General features: G+C 57.3%; 17 protein-coding genes and 1 pseudogene. 5 read left to right on the forward strand and 13 right to left on the reverse strand.

The genetic code is table 11. The features are described from left to right. Positions 1-2,315, forward strand: a 2,315-nt coding sequence (locus tag PSJE_RS22940; protein WP_244908396.1) for an Ig-like domain-containing protein, incomplete at its 5' end; no start/stop codon positions are given. 334 nt (positions 2,316-2,649) lie between these two features. On the opposite strand, the gene PSJE_RS22945 is transcribed toward PSJE_RS22940, so the two are convergent. The 5 genes from PSJE_RS22945 to PSJE_RS22965 form a co-directional block, all read right to left on the reverse strand. Beyond that, on the reverse strand, positions 2,650-3,219 hold the full coding sequence (locus PSJE_RS22945) for a YceI family protein (RefSeq protein ID WP_090456494.1): 570 nt from the start codon (positions 3,217-3,219) through the stop codon (positions 2,650-2,652). A 137-nt stretch (positions 3,220-3,356) separates the two neighbouring features. Continuing rightward, on the reverse strand, positions 3,357-4,028 hold the full coding sequence (locus tag PSJE_RS22950) for a phosphoribosyltransferase (RefSeq protein ID WP_090456496.1): 672 nt from the start codon (positions 4,026-4,028) through the stop codon (positions 3,357-3,359). Positions 4,029-4,143: 115 nt separating this feature from the next. After that, positions 4,144-5,502: an MATE family efflux transporter gene (locus tag PSJE_RS22955; protein WP_090456498.1), complete on the reverse strand. Its 1,359-nt coding sequence runs from the start codon at positions 5,500-5,502 to the stop codon at positions 4,144-4,146. Between the two features lie 245 nt (positions 5,503-5,747). Beyond that, positions 5,748-6,188, reverse strand: coding sequence for a CBS domain-containing protein (locus PSJE_RS22960; RefSeq protein ID WP_090456499.1), 441 nt, complete (start codon positions 6,186-6,188; stop codon positions 5,748-5,750). Between the two features lie 174 nt (positions 6,189-6,362). Then, positions 6,363-7,370, reverse strand: a complete 1,008-nt coding sequence (locus PSJE_RS22965) for an AraC family transcriptional regulator (protein WP_090456501.1) — start codon at positions 7,368-7,370, stop codon at positions 6,363-6,365. Positions 7,371-7,610: 240 nt separating this feature from the next. On the opposite strand from PSJE_RS22965, the gene antA reads away from it, so the two are divergent. The 3 genes from antA to antC are packed head-to-tail and all read left to right on the forward strand — an operon-like array spanning position 7,611 to position 10,536. Continuing rightward, a complete protein-coding gene (gene antA / locus PSJE_RS22970; protein WP_057714248.1) occupies positions 7,611-8,996 on the forward strand; it encodes an anthranilate 1,2-dioxygenase large subunit in 1,386 nt (461 codons plus the stop codon). A 1-nt stretch (position 8,997) separates the two neighbouring features. Further along, positions 8,998-9,486, forward strand: coding sequence for an anthranilate 1,2-dioxygenase small subunit (gene antB, locus PSJE_RS22975; protein WP_090456502.1), 489 nt, complete (start codon positions 8,998-9,000; stop codon positions 9,484-9,486). Between the two features lie 18 nt (positions 9,487-9,504). Further along, on the forward strand, positions 9,505-10,536 hold the full coding sequence (antC, locus tag PSJE_RS22980; RefSeq protein ID WP_057714246.1) for an anthranilate 1,2-dioxygenase electron transfer component AntC: 1,032 nt from the start codon (positions 9,505-9,507) through the stop codon (positions 10,534-10,536). Between the two features lie 146 nt (positions 10,537-10,682). Here antC and PSJE_RS31735 read toward each other — a convergent pair. The 7 genes and pseudogenes from PSJE_RS31735 to PSJE_RS23010 form a co-directional block, all read right to left on the reverse strand. Next, positions 10,683-10,819: pseudogene (locus PSJE_RS31735) on the reverse strand (methyl-accepting chemotaxis protein); the annotation flags it as partial. Beyond that, entirely contained in the window at positions 10,792-10,959 is a 168-nt protein-coding gene (locus tag PSJE_RS31335) for a hypothetical protein (RefSeq protein ID WP_159439189.1), read from the reverse strand. The gene PSJE_RS31335 and the pseudogene PSJE_RS31735, both read right to left, overlap by 28 nt. 341 nt (positions 10,960-11,300) lie before the next feature. Next, positions 11,301-12,248: a SphA family protein gene (locus tag PSJE_RS22990; protein ID WP_090456504.1), complete on the reverse strand. Its 948-nt coding sequence runs from the start codon at positions 12,246-12,248 to the stop codon at positions 11,301-11,303. A gap of 176 nt (positions 12,249-12,424) precedes the next feature. Further along, complete coding sequence (locus PSJE_RS22995) at positions 12,425-12,967, reverse strand: flavin reductase family protein (protein ID WP_057714244.1); 543 nt, start codon at positions 12,965-12,967, stop codon at positions 12,425-12,427. Positions 12,968-12,992: 25 nt separating this feature from the next. Next, a complete protein-coding gene (locus PSJE_RS23000; RefSeq protein WP_057714243.1) occupies positions 12,993-14,231 on the reverse strand; it encodes a styrene monooxygenase/indole monooxygenase family protein in 1,239 nt (412 codons plus the stop codon). 79 nt (positions 14,232-14,310) lie between these two features. Further along, on the reverse strand, positions 14,311-15,096 hold the full coding sequence (locus tag PSJE_RS23005; protein ID WP_090456506.1) for an SDR family oxidoreductase: 786 nt from the start codon (positions 15,094-15,096) through the stop codon (positions 14,311-14,313). A 10-nt stretch (positions 15,097-15,106) separates the two neighbouring features. After that, complete coding sequence (locus tag PSJE_RS23010) at positions 15,107-16,351, reverse strand: dienelactone hydrolase family protein (RefSeq protein ID WP_057714241.1); 1,245 nt, start codon at positions 16,349-16,351, stop codon at positions 15,107-15,109. A 152-nt stretch (positions 16,352-16,503) separates the two neighbouring features. On the opposite strand from PSJE_RS23010, the gene PSJE_RS31340 reads away from it, so the two are divergent. Then, positions 16,504-16,665 (forward strand): hypothetical protein, encoded by a 162-nt coding sequence (locus tag PSJE_RS31340; protein WP_167362845.1) that lies wholly within the window; start codon positions 16,504-16,506, stop codon positions 16,663-16,665. On the opposite strand, the gene PSJE_RS32295 is transcribed toward PSJE_RS31340, so the two are convergent. After that, entirely contained in the window at positions 16,644-17,138 is a 495-nt protein-coding gene (locus PSJE_RS32295) for a lecithin retinol acyltransferase family protein (protein WP_408003779.1), read from the reverse strand. The genes PSJE_RS31340 and PSJE_RS32295 overlap by 22 nt on opposite strands. Positions 17,139-17,632 lie beyond the last annotated feature (494 nt).

A 17,632-nucleotide genomic window follows, 5' to 3' on the forward strand; every position in this document is an offset into this window, starting at 1 on the left:
GATTTTCCAATGCGTTTTTCTTTCCGGGGCAGTACTACGACTATCGCTGGCCGATCCAGTTGGCCGGTTACGACACCATCAACACCAGCGCTCAGGATCCGCGCGCGGCGTTCCCCTGCGCCCCGGGTGAAACCCTGTATGTCAACGATGCCACGCCGGGCCTCAAGACCTGCAACAACGGCAGCATCAAGATCCGTGGCGACTGGCGCGAAGCCATGAGCACCCACTGGTTCCACGACCACATGCTCGATTTCACCGCGCAGAACGTCTACAAGGGCAATGCGGTGATGATGAACTACTACAGCGCCATGGATCGTGGCAACGAAGCGCTGCAAGACGGCGTCAACCTGCGTCTGCCCAGCGGTTCGGCATTGCCCTGGGGCAACCGCGACTATGACGTCAACCTGATGATTGCCGACAAGGCCTGGGATACCAATGGCCAGCTGTGGTTCAACCCGTTCAACACCGATGGTTTTCTCGGCGACCAGATCCTCGTCAACTGGCAGTACCAGCCACGCCTGAACGTGCGGGCGCGCAGCTATCGCTTCCGCATTCTCAATGGCTCGGTGTCGCGCTACTTCAAGATCGCGCTGGTGCGTGAGATCGTCGGCACCGGTGGCGAATTCCCCGGCCCGACAGGCTCCGGCCTGTCTTACACCCGCGTGCCGTTCCACATGATCGCCAACGACGGCAACCTCATGGAGCACGCCGTGCCGTTCGACGGCAGCATGGACCTGGACGCCGACGGCGATGTGCAGGACCACAACGCCATCCTGCCCACCCTGGCCATCGCCGAGCGTTACGACATCATCGTCAACTTCTCGAAATACGGGATCAAGACCGGCGACAAACTGTACTTCGTCAACCTGATGGAGCACCACGACGGCAAGGGGCCGGAGGTTGCATCGCAGAGCCTGGCCGATGTCTTGTCCGGCAGGTACAAGGCAGTGCTCAAGCTGGGCAGCAAAGGGCTGGAATGGGACGCTGGCGACCCGGTGGTGGGCAAGTTCATGCAGATGGTGGTGCAGACTTATGCCGGCCAGGACGTGAGCATGAACCCCGCCGACTACGAACCCGCCAAGCCAGGCAAGCCGGTGGGTAAAAGCATGATCCCGCTGACCCTTAACCGCGACGATCCGACGGTGCAGGCCAAACTGAAACTGGCGCGCCATCGCGAGTTCACCTTCGGCCGCTCCGACGGCACCGACGAAGAACCCTGGACCATCAAGACCGACGGCGGTTTCGGCTACCAGATGGACCCTCGGATCATCAGCGCCGCTCCGCAACTGGCTACCGGCCCGACCGCTGCCGGGTTCTCCGGCGACGGCACCCTGGAAGTGTGGAAAATCATCAACGGCGGCAACGGCTGGAGCCACCCGGTGCACGTGCACTTCGAAGAAGGCATCGTCCTCAAGCGCGACGGCAAGGCACCGCCGGAATGGGAAAAATGGGCGCGCAAGGACGTCTATCGGATCGGTCAAGAAGTCGACAGTTCGGTGGACGTGGAGATAGCGATCCGCTTCCGCGAATTCGCCGGGACCTACATGGAGCACTGCCACAACACCCAGCACGAGGACACCTCCATGCTGCTGCGCTGGGATGTCGAGAACCCCGGCCAGTTCCAGTTGATGCCAACCCCCCTGCCCGGCTGGGACGGCGTCACCTACGTCAATTCCGCCGCGCTGCCGACCTTCCGCACTGGCGATAAACGTGTCGAGGACCCCGATAACCAAAAACCGGTCGCCAACGCCGACAGCGCCATCAGTAACACCGGCCAACCGGTGATCATCAACGTCCTGGCCAACGACAGCGACCCTGACGGTAACGTGCCACTTAAAGTGGTGGGTCTGGAGCAGCCGGACTCCGGCAAGGGCGTGGTCAGCACCGATGGTCTGCGTGTGACCTACACACCACCGGCCACGGTCCCCGCGCCGTTCACCGCGACCTTTACCTATAAGGCCGCCGATGCCAAGGGCGCCGAGTCGGCACCGGCGACGGTGTCCGTGGCGGTCTCGGCACCTATCAACGAGAGCCTGATCGTCACCAGCGCCACCGTCACCGCCCGCAGCAACAGCCGCTGGTATTGGGTCCTGTCCGGCACCACCTCCCGTGGCACGGGCAATACCATCACGGCAACGGCCACCACCACAACCGGTACGGTGAACCTTGGTGCCGCCGTCCTGACGCAGACACCGACTGGCGCGCGCTGGAACATAGCGGTGACAACCGCCGGCAGCGGCCCGTCGCCTAGCCCGACGGCGACCATCAAATCGGCCTTCGGCAAAACCGTGACGGTGCCGATAAAGGCGAACTAGAGCGGATTGATCGACGCCCGGCCCATGCAATGTGGATCGGGCGTTTTTTTTGTGCAGCGTGCGGTGGGACCGAGGTGGGTTTTGTTGACTGTCCGCTCTATCCGCAAAGTGCCTGATGGATCTCAGCCTTTGTATTGACTGTTACACCGCCATCGCGGGCAAGCCCGCTCCCACAGGGGGGCTGCGTCGAGCATAATTTACAGGCTCGCTGAAGACCCTTGTGGGAGCGGGCTTGCCCGCGATGGCGGCACCTCGGTCTATCAGACAAACCACATTCCATCCCCCTGGCAGCATGGTCACATGATTGGCCGACGAGCTATCGATGGGGTCCCAGTCACCGCTGCGGCGCCACCATCCGGAAGCGGATATTGATCTCGTTGGACACCACACTGTCCGCCCACTCGCCCTCGCCGATCTTGAAGTCGTCACGCTTGAGCACCAGTTGGCCCTCGAAGATGCCGATGGCGCTCTCCGATTTGAGCAGCACCGGTACACTCACTTCCCGAGTAAGCCCCCGCAGGGAAAGCTTGCCGGTGATGGTGTAGCGGTTATTGCCCAGGGCCTTGATGGATGTCGATTCGAAGGTCGCCACCGGATAAGTCGCCGTGTCGAACCACGCCGGTTTTTGCAGCTCGGCGTTGGCGTCGCTGCTGCCGGCGTCGATGCTGTTCAGGTCGATGGTCAGCGAGGCACGGGCGGCGCCGGGGTTATCGGTGTCGAAGTCCAGCTTGGCCTTGAACTTGCCAAAGGTGCCGTAGGCTCTCGACCCCATCTGCTCATAGGTGAAGCTCAAGGTACTGGCCCTGGCGTTCACATCCTTGTATTCCACGGCTCCAGCAAACGGCACCAGGCCGAACACCAACGTGCCGGCCAGAGCGACGCAACGCGTGGATCGAAGGTTCATGACGCTCTCCGGGAGGGCTCCCGTCCTGAGTTGGCGTGCCGCACAAGTCGGGTCGTATCAGATGGACTAAAGCAAACAACCGGGGTTTATTCCACCTCACCCGTTGATTTGCGACCACCTGCCGCTGGCCGCCAGCGCTACCCGCACTCCCCGCGTTGCCACGCCCGCCGCAACAGGTCGATCACCTCGGCATCCGAGGTTTGGGAAAAATCCATGTACCAATGACCAATCGACGTGAACCACTCGGGCATCAGCGGACAGATCAACTCATCCACCTCGCTGCGCAGCGCCTCCACCGTTTCGATCGGCGCCACCGGCACCGCCACCACGATGCGCGATGGTGCCTGCGTCCGCAGCGCCTGGATCGCCGCCCTCATCGAAGCCCCGGTGGCCAGGCCGTCATCGATCAGGATCACCACCTGATCCTTGAGCTGCACCGCCGGTCGCGTGCCACGGTAGACCTGCTCGCGGCGTAGCAACTCGCGGCTTTCCCGTTCGACCACGGCGTCGAAAGCGGCGCGATCAATCGGGTGCACCCGCAGCGCCTCTTCATTACGAATCTGGATACCACCGCTTGCAATCGCGCCCATGGCGTACTCCGGGTGGGACGGCACGCCGAGCTTGCGCACCAGCATCAAATCCAGGCGAACCTTCAGCGCCGTGGCCACCTCATAAGCTACCGGCACGCCGCCACGGGGCAAGGCCAGAACGATGACGTCGGGGCGATTGGCGTAAGGCAGCAACGGCTCAATCAAACGCCGCCCGGCTGCTGGTCGGTCTTGCAGGATGGAATGGGACAAGGGGCTCATTTGAAAACCTCCCCAGGCGATGGCGCCTGTCTTTTTCAGTCACACCGTCCTTTTGTGGCGAGGGGCTTTGTGGCAAGGGACCTGTGAACAGCATGCCCCTCCCGCAGCGTTCCGCCTACACCAACCGCTCAATCTTCTGATGCTGCCACACCAGTTTGTAATACAGCGTCTGCAACACCAGCATCCCCAGATACGCCACCGGAAACGCCATCCACACCCCTTGCAATCCAAACTTCGCATCCAGCAGATACGCCGCCGGCAACTGCACGCCCACCACGCACACAATGGAAATCGCCACCGGCACCATTACCGTACCGCTGGCGCGCATGATGCCGCCGATAATCGCCTGGAAACCAAACACCAACAGGCTCCAGAGCATGATATGCAACAAGTGCTCGGCCATGCCAAGTGTCGCCTCCTCAGTGAGGAACGACGCCAGCAACCAGCTCGACAACAAGTACCCGAGCACCACCAGACCACCGGTCAAACACACGTTGATCATCAGCCCGGTCTTCAGGATCGGCCCGATGCGCTCGATGCGCCCCGCCCCGATCGCCTGGGCCCCAAGGATCGACGCGGTGATCGCAATCGACAGCGCCGGGAACTGCACGTAATTGACGATCTGCGTCACCGCGCCATACGCCGCCGTCGCCTGGGACCCATGCTGGTTCACCAGCGCCAGAATCACCAACTCCGACAGCGACAACACCACCATCTGCAACCCGGTGGGCAAACCGATGCGCAGCACCTTGCCGAGGATCGCCACGTCCAGCTTCATCGCCGCAAAGAACTCGCGATCCGGCGCCAACGGATGGCCCTTGCCGATCAAGCGCCATGCCAGCAACCCCATCGCCACCAGGTTACCCACCAACCCGGCAATCGCCGCACTCTGAATCCCCATCGGCGCAAAACCCAGCCACCCGCGAATCAACGCCGGCGTCAGCGCCAGTCCCACACAGGTCGACACCACCAGCGCCAACAACGGCGACAACGTATCGCTCACCCCGCGCAGCAACTGCGTGAACAACACGAACACCAACAGCGACGGCATGATCCACAACATCACATGGGCATACGCCACCGCATCGTCCAGCACATCCGCGGGCGTCCCCAACCCCACCAGCGCCGACCGCGCAAACACACTCCCCACCACCGCCGCCACCAACCCGATCAACACCCCCAACAACAACGTCGCCCCGGCAATCGCCTTCACCAGATGCGTCTCCCGCGCCCCCCACGCCTGCCCGATCAACACCCCCGCGCCGGCACCGAGGCCGATCACCAGGGCGATGAAGAAAAACACGATGGGAAACATCCCCGACACCGCCGCCAGGGCCTGGGTGCCGAGCATCTGGCCGATGTAGATGCTGTTGACCGTGCCGGACATGGATTGCAGGAAGTTCGACAGGACCATGGGGGCGAGGAACAGCAGGTAGGTTTTCCAGAGGGGGCGTTGGGGGTTTGGGGTCTGCATTCGGGAAGGTCCATCTCGACGGCCGGAGCGATGACTAAGGATAGCGTGGGTGGCTGAATCCAAGGGGCCGTGAACATCTCAGGTCTGTGTTTATATTTCCAGCGACGTGAGGTGAAAGGTCTGAAGTTTCATCAACACGGATCTTACGTCTGCCAGTTTTTTTGTCTGACGAGACCGAAGCGATGAGCCGTCCCAGCATCTTATGCCCCGGACTGGGACAGACCGTACCAGACGCGGAACAAGAACTAATGGCCGCGAATATACCGTTCAAGTTGCAATATCAGATCAGCTTGTTCTGCAATAGCTGACTTCACCAGGTCGCCTATCGATAGCAACCCAAGCAGCTTTTCGTTTTCTACAACTGGCAGATGACGAAGATGATTATCGGTCATAATACCCATGCAATCCTCAATGCTCTGACGAGAGTCCACTGTTATCACTGGCGAGCTCATAATATCCCTAACGGGTGTACCCGCCGAGGAGCGCCCTTTCAGTACCATCTTCCGCGCGTAATCTCGCTCACTGATAACACCAACTACGACTCCGTCCTCTACGACAGGTAGTGCACCAACATTCCGTTCAGCCATGGTCCTGACTGCCTCCAGAACCATCTGTTCCGGTGCAATGGTGTGAACATTCCGGTTATATTCGGGCTTTATACAAAGCAACTGCGCAACCGTCTTCATAATGGTTCTCTCTTGTTTTTGTTTAATGCAAGCATCCGCTGCCCGGCGCTTGAATCGGCATAAAAAAGACAAACAGAAAATTCGTTAAAATAAAAAATCAAGCATAAGAATCTGTTGAAATCGTGGATCAACACGCTTCAATGGTAAAACCGCGCACAGGGTGCATGCTTGAAATTAAAGCTTTCGACTTCGCTCAACCGTCTTCGATGGCACTTCTAAAAACATTTTCTTGTAATCGGATGAGAAACGCCCCAAGTGATTAAACCCCCAGCGCATTGCCACCGCAGTAATATTTTCGTTGGAGCCCCCCTCCAGCAACGCCTGCCTTACAGCCTCAAGCCGAAAACGCTTCAAATACAAAGTCGGCGTAAGGCCAAAGTATTTCTTGAAGTCATCATATAGTTTGAAGCGGGACACTCCGACCGCGCGACCTAACTCGTCCAAATCGACTTCATCGCAGGCATGCTCATGTATAAATTGTTTGGCTTTAAATAAATATTCAGGACAGCGACTTTGCGAAAGACCAACCAACTCATCCGAGTAATTATTAGACTGCGACAATATAAAACCCTTGATTAGCGCTCTTTCAATATCGCGAGCCATGGAAATATGACCAAAGAAGTTACGCGCCTGCTCCATCTCCGTTAGCAGGTATTTGACCAGCCGCCACCAGGCTGCGGGCGCGCCCTCACTTGCACCTACTCTCGTTTCGAAGACAATTGGTTGTTGGGTCGGACGCTGTAACAGTTCCTCCAACACCTGGCGCATCGCTGCACATTTTATTGCGACCTGAATTTTTCGACAATTACCGGTAATAGAAAGCTCTTGCTGATCATAAGGCGATACGATCAATCCGTTATCGCTATCGGACATCAGTAAGCCATTTGATTTTCGCAGTTCCTGTTCGCCACTGATGGGTAGACTGATGCTATAGCTGTTGAGCACCGACGCATCAATATCGATAGTGACATCGGTACCATATTCGATATACCCGATCACCGTGGACATCGACTTCAAGACATTTCCGGCATGTTGAAAATGCATGCGTTGGGGGTACGAGGCCTTGAGTTCGTGGGGGCCGCAAATGTTCGACATCCAGGCCTGCGCACTCTGCAGGTCATGACGCACTGCATGGATGTCTTGAAATTCAACATCGGTCCCCGCATGAGTTTGCAGATTCATCGCAGCACCACAATGGTTACGGATTGGCTACAAACGTACTTCCCAGGCCTCGGGACTGCTATCCGCATAATGCGGTAATGATCAAGAAAACGCACAAAAACACCTCGCCGTATGGCCCTCGGAAAAAGCACGCCCCGCCCTCCTCAGAAACGGATAGATATCGCCTCGAATCCGGATAGATGCACCGCCCGGAAAGGCTTTCAATCGGGGTGAGCCTAAAACTACAAAAGGGTGGACCTGATGAACAGCGCTAAAAGCATTACTCAGTGGCAGGAATACATTCAAGGCTGTCTGGATTTCCGGCCGGCCGAAGGTATTTACCGCGTCGCCCGTGACATGTTCACCGAGCCGGAACTGTTCGACCTGGAGATGGAACTGATCTTCGAGAAGAACTGGATCTACGCCTGCCACGAGAGTGAAATCGCCAACCCCAATGACTTTCTGACGATGCGTGCTGGTCGTCAGCCCATGATCATCACCCGCGATGGCAACAATCAGCTCCACGCGCTGATCAATGCTTGCCAGCACCGGGGCGCGACCCTGACTCGCGTCAGCAAAGGCAATCAGTCGACCTTCACCTGTCCGTTCCATGCCTGGTGCTACAAAAGTGATGGCCGCCTGGTCAAGGTCAAGGCCCCGGGCGAATATCCGGAAGGCTTCGACAAGGCAACCCGCGGCCTGAAGAAGGCCCGGATCGAAAGCTACAAAGGCTTCGTGTTCATTAGCCTGGACGTCAATGGCAGCGATTCGCTGGAAGACTACCTGGGCGATGCCAAAGTGTTCTTCGACATGATGGTCGCGCAATCCCCTACGGGCGAGTTGGAAATATTGCCCGGCAAGTCGACCTACAGCTACGACGGTAACTGGAAGCTGCAGCACGAAAACGGTCTGGACGGTTATCACGTCAGCACCGTGCACTACAACTACGTCTCCACGGTGCAACATCGCCAGCAAGTCAATGCCGCCAATGGCGGCGTCTCCGACACCCTGGACTACAGCAAACTGGGCGCCGGCGATGCAGAAACCGACGACGGCTGGTTCTCGTTCAAAAATGGCCACAGCCTCTTGTTCAGCGACATGCCTAATCCAACGGTGCGCGCCGGTTATGCCACCGTCATGCCGCGTCTGATCGAGGAGTATGGCCAGCAGCAAGCCGAGTGGATGATGCACCGCCTGCGCAACCTCAACATCTATCCAAGCCTGTTCTTCATGGATCAAATCAGCTCACAGCTGCGTATTGTGCGCCCGGTGGCCTGGAACAAGACAGAGATCACCAGCCAGTGCATCGGCGTCAAGGGTGAATCCGACGCCGACCGGGAAAACCGGATTCGCCAGTTCGAGGACTTCTTCAACGTTTCCGGCATGGGAACCCCGGACGACCTGGTTGAGTTTCGCGAAGCCCAGCGCGGATTCCAGGCGCGCCTCGAGCGCTGGAACGAAGTGTCTCGCGGCAGTGAAAAGTGGGTCGAAGGTCCCACCCCCAACAGCGAGGTTCTGGGTATCAACCCGGTACTGACCGGCACCGAGTTCACCCATGAAGGGCTCTACATCAATCAGCACGGATCCTGGCAGCGCTTCCTTTTGCAAGGTCTGGAACAAAAAGCCCTGAAGTTGAAGGAGGTGTGAAATGAGCGCACTACAGTATTCCATCGAACAATTTCTCTACCGTAAAGCCGAACTGTGTGATCAACAGGACTGGGACGCCTATATCGCCCTGTTTGATGAGCAGAGTGAGTTCCACCTGCCGCAATGGGAGTCGGAGCATGTGTACACCACCGACCCCAAGCGCAGCATGTCGCTGATTTACTACTCGAACCGCTCCGGCCTGGAAGATCGCGTGTTTCGTTTGCGCACGGGTAAGTCGGCTGCTTCAACGCCGATGCCGCGCACCTTGCATCAAACCAGCAATGTGCGCATCAACGAACTCGATAACGGACTGCTTGAAGTCAAGGCAGCCTGGGTCACGCTCTTCACGCGACAAGGGTTGTCCGAGCAGTTCTACGGCCATGTGACCTACCACCTCAAACCCGTCGCGGACAGCTGGAAGATCACTCGCAAGCACATCGTATTGCTCAACGACACCATCAACTCGGTGCTTGATTTCTATCACCTGTGAGCTGTGGAGCACGCTGTCATGAATCATAAAGTCGCTTTCAGCTTCGCCGATGGCAAGACCTCGTTCTTCGAGGTCAAGCCAAACGAGTTGCTGCTCGACGCCGCGCTGCGCAATGGCGTGAACATCCCGCTGGACTGTCGCGAAGGTGTCTGCGGCACCTGTCAGGGGCGCTGCGAATCAGGCCGATACACTCAAGATTACGTCGATGACGAGGCCCTGTCCGAACAGGATCTGGCGCAACGCAAGATGCTCTCTTGCCAGACCCGCGTGCAATCGGATGCGTCGTTCTATTTCGATTTCGATTCGAGCTTGTGCAACGCTGGGGCAACTCAATTGTTGCAAGCGGTGATTACCGGTGTGGAGCAGGTTTCGGCCACCACGGCGATCCTTCATCTGGACGCTTGCTCCCACCCCCGGCAATTGGATTTTCTTCCGGGGCAATACGCTCGACTGCATGTACCTGGCACCGATGAGTGGCGCTCCTACTCATTCGCCAACCGACCCAACCCCGATAACCAGCTTCAGTTTCTCATCAGGCTGTTGCCTGATGGAGTGATGAGCAACTTCATCCGTGAGCATTGCCGCCCCGGAGAAGTGCTCGAGTTCGAGGCGCCTTTGGGGAGCTTTTATCTACGCCAGGTCAGTAAGCCTCTCGTCCTGGTGGCAGGAGGAACCGGCCTTTCGGCCTTCCTCGGAATGCTGGATACCATTGCCGAACAAGGTGGTTGCGGACACCCGATCCAACTGTTCTATGGCGTCACGCAGGATAATGACCTCTGCGAAACTCAACGCCTGGCTGATTATCGCGATAAAATCGCCAACTTTGATTATCACTTGGTGGTGTCGAAACCATCAGAACACTGGAAAGGTAAAACCGGCTGGATTCCTGATCACTTCGACCGCCAGTCGTTCGAAGCCAATCCATTCGACATTTACCTGTGCGGTCCCCCGCCGATGGTCGAAGCGGTTAAAACCTGGTTCAGCGATCAGAAGATTGAGCGGTTCCAGATGTATTACGAAAAATTCATCGAGAGCAATTCCAAGCATTGAGATTGCATGAGGAATATCTGGTGCAGACCAGATATTCCTGTGCTTTTTTCATCATCCACCGACGCTGCTGATCAATACCCCATCGTCGAACTCTCAGCGATCAAAACGATCTGCCAAATGCCGTAGCGCTTTGGCCTGAACGAGCAGATCCTCGCCAATCCTTCCTGAGTCCGAGTTGCCAGTTGCCGTACCTCGTCGGCAACGACACTGCCCCCCTGCCCGCTTCGCCGGCGCGAGCTGCTTCAATAGCCGCGTTCACAGCCAGTAGATTGGTTTGTCTGGATGGGCGGCCTGAACGTTGCTGGCAACTTCCTGAAGGGTGGCGCCCAATTCGCTGAGGGCGGTCACCGACAAGTCGGTTTCATCGCGTCGACGTTCGAGGCGCAGGGTTTCGCCCTGGATCAACCGGGCAAGCTCAACCACCTGCTGTTCTACGACGCCCCAGTCGTCCCTATTCGTGACAATGTGCTTTGCAGGCGACGCTCTTCTGCAACCTGGGCAATCAACATGGTCAGAAGCAGCAGGAGATGCCGACATGGCTGAAGGTCCCGAAAAGGAAAAAAAAGGTTCTTCATCCAATCCCGGGAAACTGTAGGAGCCAGCTCCTGCACGAGACCGCGTCCGAGTCGAAAATGAAGTGACCTCCAAACCATTGCGCAATAAAAAAGGGTCCCGGTAGAGGGACCCCAAAAAAAGCCCGCCCCCCAGGGGCAGGCAGAAGACCAACGTAATCGAAGCTATGGAGCACAATGACTGTGGCGGTCTTAAAAGTGATGGACATACCGCACTTGCACACGACTACCTTCAGGACGATTCTCGACGTCCTGTTCGAAGTACGCATTCACAAACACATGATCCTCTTTGGAAAAGCTGTACATCGCCCCAGGCCCGACAGCCCATACCTTTTCGCGACGGCCGGAAACCTCATGACCGTCAACTTTGGTATCGGTGATTTGCTTCAGCCAATAGCCATTGATACCCAGACGCTGCTGTGGCGTCACCGCATACTCGGTAGCAAAGTTTGCGTGTAAAGCCTGGCCGGCTTGAATATCGTCAGCGCCACCAAACCCTGGGCCCGGATCATCGTTCTTGCCGTTGTAAAGATAATGAGCACGAACGGATGCCGTCCATTTTGGAGTAAACCAATAAGTGGCGGCCCAATAGGGATCAAACGACCAAGCGTTGGCGCCCGGATTGATGTCATGCTTACTGTCGTATTTGCCAGTCGGCACGTTCACCTGCAACTCAATGCGGTGCGCGAAACGCGGTCCATCGGGTCCCATGATTGGATCAAACTGAATCATCGGGCCCAAAAGCAGATCGCCCATACCACTTTGAGCCTTCAGCGCCGCGTTATTGAGTCCGTCATCAACATCCATGCTCGTTACAAAAGGCAGCACGGCATTCATGCCCAGCGTCGCGTTGCCCAAGCGAAGGTCGGAAAAATAGCTGACCTGTGTAACAGCGACCTGATAATCCAGCTCCTGCCTGGGCAAGCCCAGCGACTTGCCATTTTGATCCCTAAAACGATTGGCGCTGTAGTTCTGGAAGTATTCCTGAAAGTACCACCCCGCACCCGCTGGCGGCGCGCCATCGAGAAAAGATGTTAAACCCAGATTGACGACTGGCAGGTCATACGCCTGCGCGGCTTCAATTCCCAAGAGGCCAGTGCCCAACACACATACCGATAGCAGTTTTCTTTTTATTTTCATGACGCTCTCCACAGCAAGGCTAAAGGCGGAGAAGTTGAACGTAGCAATGGGCGTGCAAAGGCTGTCCGTTACCACATAACGTTGAACCCTTGCCGCACAGGCCAGCGCATCAACAAGTCTCAACGCCTGTAGGATGTTCAGCTGGTATTAGTGTTTTGCGAGGTTCAAGCCCTGACTTATCGGTTCACCCCAGGATGTTGCGCAGCCACTCGATACTGCCCGCCGTGAAACACCAGCGGTTCCCCTGCGCCGTGGCGGTAGTGTTCGATTTGTCCAAGGAATATCAAATGGTCACCGCCCTCATACTGAGTGACATTGCGGCAGACCAGCGTGGCAATCACGCCATCGAGCAGAGGCACCCCGGACTCTCCGGCCTTGAAGGCCACACCCGAAAACTTGTCTGGCGCAGGTCGTGCAAAACGTCCGGAAATATCGTGCTGATCTGCACCGAGGACGTTGATCGCAAAATGCTCGCACGACAGGTAGTCCGGCAGACTCGGCGCACTGCGGGCAATACTCCAAAGCACCAGTGGCGGATCGAGTGAAACCGACGAAAAGGAGTTGGCGGTCATGCCAACATTGCGTCCATCGATCGTACGCGTGGTGATGACGGTCACCCCAGTGGCAAACTGCCCAAGCAGATTGCGTAATTCGCGCGGATCGCAGTCCTGAGCGTTGACCAGATCATGCTGGATGGATTCTGCGGTAAAGGCATTCATGTTGAACTCCTGGCTCGATGGCGACTCAAGCGGCCTGATGGGTCTTTTCCTGAATGAAGGCTTGGCACGACTGGGCGTCGAACCACCAAGGGGCAAAGTTGCGTGGATCATCGAAGCCATTGGCGATGGCCGATGCCAGAGGTTTTGACTGGCTGGCGGCCCCGAGCAGTTCGAGCAGATGCTGAGGCGGTGGCGTGAGCATCGTATTGGTCCACTTCACTACGTGCCGGGCATAACTCCAATACTGCTCGAAGGTATCGTGCATCCACTCCGGGCCGAAGTTTTGCGCGCCACGGGTGACAATCGCGTCCAGATAAACCTTGCTGCACTTGGCGGCATTGTTCGACCCCTGGCCAGTAATAGGATCATTGACCACCAGTGCGTCGGCCATGCCGAACACCTTGCGCCCCGACGGCAGCGTCAGAACCGGTTTGCGCACCATCGGCGTAAATCGTCCGGACAGGAAACCCTTGTCATCAGTCAGTTCCACGGACCGGCAACGTTCGGCCTCCCAGGGAACGTAGCGATTGACCAGTTCCAGGCTTTTCTCAAGATGTTGCTCGGCAGATGTGATCCCCTGCCAGCAATCCATCGGCCCGCCCGGAATCCCTTCGAAAACCATGATTTCGCAAGGACCGGTGGTCGTCAGGCAAGGGAACACAAAGTATTCGCCCACGCCCGGGATCAAGTTGAAGCTGACCCTGGAAAACGGCGACATCGGTGTCATGCCCTTCACGTAGGTCAATGACAGCGCCCGTTGCGGCTGCTGAAACTGCGTCCGTTCGGTATCTTTTTCGAACAGGTTGACGATCTCACCTTTACCCGCAGCAAGCAGCACCAGGTCATGACTCGCCGACAACTGCTCCAATTCAGCCACACCTACGTCCTGGATAACGACCTCGCCGCCACGCTTCACGACTTCGTCCAGCCACACCGGCATTTTCAGACGTTGATCGACTGATTGAGCGTAGCGATCCAGCCGAGCACTCCAGCTGAACAGTGGCTCATTCGGGTTCTCAGGGTCAGGCACAGTCAGACCGATACCTTCAACAGCCGGGCATTGGTCTTCCCAGAAGTTCAGCCCCAGATCGCGCTCACTTTGCAGAGCGGCATTGAACATGCACTGACTGGACATCACTTTACCGTTGCGAATGTCCTCGCCATTGCGATTAGTGGTCAGGGTCACGTGATAGCCCTTGGCGAGCAAACCTAGAGCGAGTTGCAGGCCGGCTTGACCGGCTCCGACGATGGCGATTCGACGCATTGTTATTCTCCTGGTTATCGACGGTTACAGGTGCAGCATTCGGCAGTCGCCGAACAGGGTTTCTTGTCAGTGTTATGCGTTACTCGGCAAGCCGCGGTATCGCTGGCAGGTTCTGCTCCGGTCCCATGACCGAGTAGCCCCCGTCGACGGCGTAATCCGCGCCCGTCACGAAGCTGGCGGCGGGTGAACAAAGGAACGCCACCACATTGGCCACCTCGGAGGGTTCTCCCAGGCGCCCCAACAGGTGATAAGAAGCGGCGACTGCATCAGCCTTTTTACGATTGTCGCCACTGGCTTCGGCGATCACCCGCGACCACGTCCAGCCAGGCGATACCGAATTGACGCGGATGCCGTCGGCTGCCAGGTCCATGGCCATGCTGCGAGTCAACTGCACCATGGCGGCTTTTGATACCGGATAAAGCCAGCGCCCGGTCTGGGCACACTTGGCCGAGATGGAAGCGAAATTCACGATCGCACCACATCGCGCCTTGAGGTCCTGATGTACCGCCTGAGTCAACGCCACTGCAGAAACCAGATTCACATCAAGTGCGTGCAACCAATCCTGGCGCGTGGAGGCAATGCCTTGGTCGCTGTAAGTGCAGGCCAGGTTGATCAGGAAGTCGATCCCGCCGAAACGCGCACGCACCTCTTCGACCGCATGCGCAATGAGTTCGTCATCCGTCACATCGAGGTGAAAAAAAACCGCTCTCTCGCCAAGCTCGGCCGCCGCCTTGAGACCCGCTTCACGATCGATATCGAACAGCGCAACGCTAGCCCCAGCGTCAATAAACGCCCGAGCCACGGCGGAGCCGATCAGGGTCGCGCCGCCACTGATCACGGCGATCTTGTTCTGTAGATGAGACATGGTTATCTCCTTAAACCGGCTTGTTGGCGCTGGAGGCCCAACTCGGCATCAACGTATTGGAGGGCAGCGATTCATCGAGCAGTTTTTGCGCAGTCACCACACCCGCCACCGGCAGACCCGTCGGGTCAAGCAGGCCGATCTGAACCAGCACGCTGGCCTGATCCCAGTAGATATGTTCGTGATAAAGCTTGGGACCACGAAACTTGACGACACCCAGCATCGGAATCTCGACATGACGCCCGGTCGGCGCCACCCCTGGGAGCATCCAGTCGATCTCGGTGTCATGGGTAAAACTCATGATGAATTCATCAACGATCTGCGATGCACCCACCGTGCGTGACAGCGGTGTCAGCGCCATGTCCTTGGGATTGCCATGGACGAAGTGATGCTGGTAGAAGCGGCTCAACTCTTTGGCACCCACGCCACCGGTCATGGTCGGGATGTGGTTGACGTAAGGTTCAGCGACCATGGTAGCCATGGTGGCGGGTACGTCGCGGGTGTCGAACTCGTGACGCACGTGCTCGTCCCAGAGATCGGAGAGGTTGTAGTCCGGCCCCAGGACCCGACGCAATGCGGCAATGGTCCGTTCGTGAGCCAACAGCGCCGACGGCTTGTGATAGTGATGACCGTTGGGGCGAGCAAAGGCGTGATCCACTCCCGGGTAAACGTAGAGTTCGACACCCGGCTTATTCTGCAAAGTCTCCTGGATCGCGGACCGAGCCTCGGCGGGACAGAACTGATCCTGTTCGGCCATATGGAGCACCAGACGACCCTGTAACCCTTCGATTTCCGACAAGGCGTTTTCAATGCCCACGCCGTAGTAACCGACGGCACAGGCCACTTCAGGTAACCGACAGGCCGCCAGATAAGCCAGCTTGCCACCCAGGCAATAACCCACGACACCCAAGTCGCCCGGTTGACATTGGGGCAAGGCTTCCAGGGCATTCAGGCTGGCACGAATGTCATCAATGCCAAGCGCCTCGTCGAAACCCTGGTAGAGTTCATAGGCACGACCAAAGTCTTCCTCGGTGTAGCCTAACTGGACACCAGGCTCCTGGCGCCAGTAAAGGTCCGGAACCAGCACCGTGTAACCTTCTTCAGCCAACAGGTCGGCGACTTCGCGCATGGCCTGGTTAACGCCGAAGATTTCCTGACAGAGCACGACGCCCGGCCCGCGACCATCGACAGAGGTCGCCAGGTAAGCCTGGAAGTGTCCCCCGGAAGGAACCTGCACGCTGACATACTGGCCTTTCATTTCGAATCTCCAATGGTTCAGGAACGTTGGAGATGATATTGGGCACCTTCGGCGATGCGGACTATCCGCTGAATGCGATGCCTGTCCGTGGCATGCAGGAAGTTGCCCATGCGTACCGGATCTGATGCGCACAATGAAACAAAGCTTTGGGAGTGGCGCTGAAAGCGCTGACGCTACCTACTGACTTCATCAACCAACAGGTTGATGAAGAACAGTGCCTTGAAGATTTCGTCACAGATGTCGACGTACGAAAACCTGCTCAGCGCAATCGATGGAAGGCAAAGGTGAAGGATCAGGCGATGGTGGTTTGCTGAAGAAGTCCGGGCAGGGTCTTCAGAAGAAGTCGCAGTGCTGCGAGAGGATGAACTGAAAAGTTGCAGACCTGATCACTACGGCTTTCGCCGTAAAGACACCAATTGCAGAAATGCTCGCAGTTGTTGGTCAGAAGTCGGTATTGATTTTCTCCTACCCGTGAGAGGGCTCTTCGGACGACTTCGTCTCGTTCAAATCCAAGCTGCCGGGTGCTCTTGACCCAGATCGGTTTCCCTGACGCAAACCGATGCAGTGTCAGCACTTCTACAGGCCCTGCGTGCAAGCCTGCACAAAGCCCGGAATAGTGAACGACTTGATGCCCACCCAAGTAGATCCCGTGATGGTAGTAGCCATTTCGTGAGGTGATGAGGTGGCTTCCAGGTGGGACCTCTGCGTCAGTTTCCCAGTCCCACTCATAGCACTGACTGGTACGGAGTTCGTCTACCGGAGCGGTTCTATAGGAGATGTTCATCATGTTCCGCCTTACCGGGAGTGGATGAGCGCTCTGGTCGGCACTCCCACCTCAGTTAATTCAGAAGCGTTGGAATGATGTTGAACATCTGCATCGAGAGGGACTATCCGCTGGGCGCTAAACCTGTCCATGGCCTGCAGGAAGTTTTCTGATTCCCATCCCCAGGGTCAATTCGACCTGCACCGAAAGTCGATCCGGCAACAGTACTTCGCGACTGATTCAGATACCTCGCTTTTCGCCCCTCAAAAGCCCGACACCGCCAAGGAAAAAACATTGGACGCCTAATATTTACGGGGGGATTCCAGGGGCGAATGAGTAAGGTCTCGCAGCGGCCAGCCAACCTGAAAGCCGCCTGGCATAACTTTTGCCAGAGTCGGTAGAAAGCCCGATCAAGGGCGCTAAAAGAAACAGACATGCCCACGGGCTATCCGATTAGCGCAGCGACTATCCTTATCCTGCAGACCCTCGGTAACGCTTTGTGTGCCATGCCTCGAAAC

Origin of the sequence: Pseudomonas jessenii, assembly GCF_002236115.1 — a bacterium.
In the GTDB taxonomy this organism is placed as follows: Bacteria; Pseudomonadota; Gammaproteobacteria; order Pseudomonadales; family Pseudomonadaceae; genus Aquipseudomonas; species Aquipseudomonas jessenii.

Excerpts from the sequence above, each read along its gene's own strand:
- antA (WP_057714248.1), top strand. The coding sequence starts at position 7,611 with ATGAACAGCGCTAAAAGCATTACTCAGTGGCAGGAATACATTCAAGGC.
- PSJE_RS22965 (WP_090456501.1), bottom strand. The coding sequence starts at position 7,370 with ATGAATCTGCAAACTCATGCGGGGACCGATGTTGAATTTCAAGACATC.
- PSJE_RS22960 (WP_090456499.1), bottom strand. The coding sequence starts at position 6,188 with ATGAAGACGGTTGCGCAGTTGCTTTGTATAAAGCCCGAATATAACCGG.
- PSJE_RS23005 (WP_090456506.1), bottom strand. The coding sequence starts at position 15,096 with ATGTCTCATCTACAGAACAAGATCGCCGTGATCAGTGGCGGCGCGACC.
- PSJE_RS22995 (WP_057714244.1), bottom strand. The coding sequence starts at position 12,967 with ATGAATGCCTTTACCGCAGAATCCATCCAGCATGATCTGGTCAACGCT.
- PSJE_RS23000 (WP_057714243.1), bottom strand. The coding sequence starts at position 14,231 with ATGCGTCGAATCGCCATCGTCGGAGCCGGTCAAGCCGGCCTGCAACTC.
- PSJE_RS23010 (WP_057714241.1), bottom strand. The coding sequence starts at position 16,351 with ATGAAAGGCCAGTATGTCAGCGTGCAGGTTCCTTCCGGGGGACACTTC.
- antB (WP_090456502.1), top strand. The coding sequence starts at position 8,998 with ATGAGCGCACTACAGTATTCCATCGAACAATTTCTCTACCGTAAAGCC.
- antC (WP_057714246.1), top strand. The coding sequence starts at position 9,505 with ATGAATCATAAAGTCGCTTTCAGCTTCGCCGATGGCAAGACCTCGTTC.
- PSJE_RS22945 (WP_090456494.1), bottom strand. The coding sequence starts at position 3,219 with ATGAACCTTCGATCCACGCGTTGCGTCGCTCTGGCCGGCACGTTGGTG.
- PSJE_RS22950 (WP_090456496.1), bottom strand. The coding sequence starts at position 4,028 with ATGAGCCCCTTGTCCCATTCCATCCTGCAAGACCGACCAGCAGCCGGG.
- PSJE_RS22955 (WP_090456498.1), bottom strand. The coding sequence starts at position 5,502 with ATGCAGACCCCAAACCCCCAACGCCCCCTCTGGAAAACCTACCTGCTG.
- PSJE_RS32295 (WP_408003779.1), bottom strand. The coding sequence starts at position 17,138 with ATGATGAACATCTCCTATAGAACCGCTCCGGTAGACGAACTCCGTACC.
- PSJE_RS22990 (WP_090456504.1), bottom strand. The coding sequence starts at position 12,248 with ATGAAAATAAAAAGAAAACTGCTATCGGTATGTGTGTTGGGCACTGGC.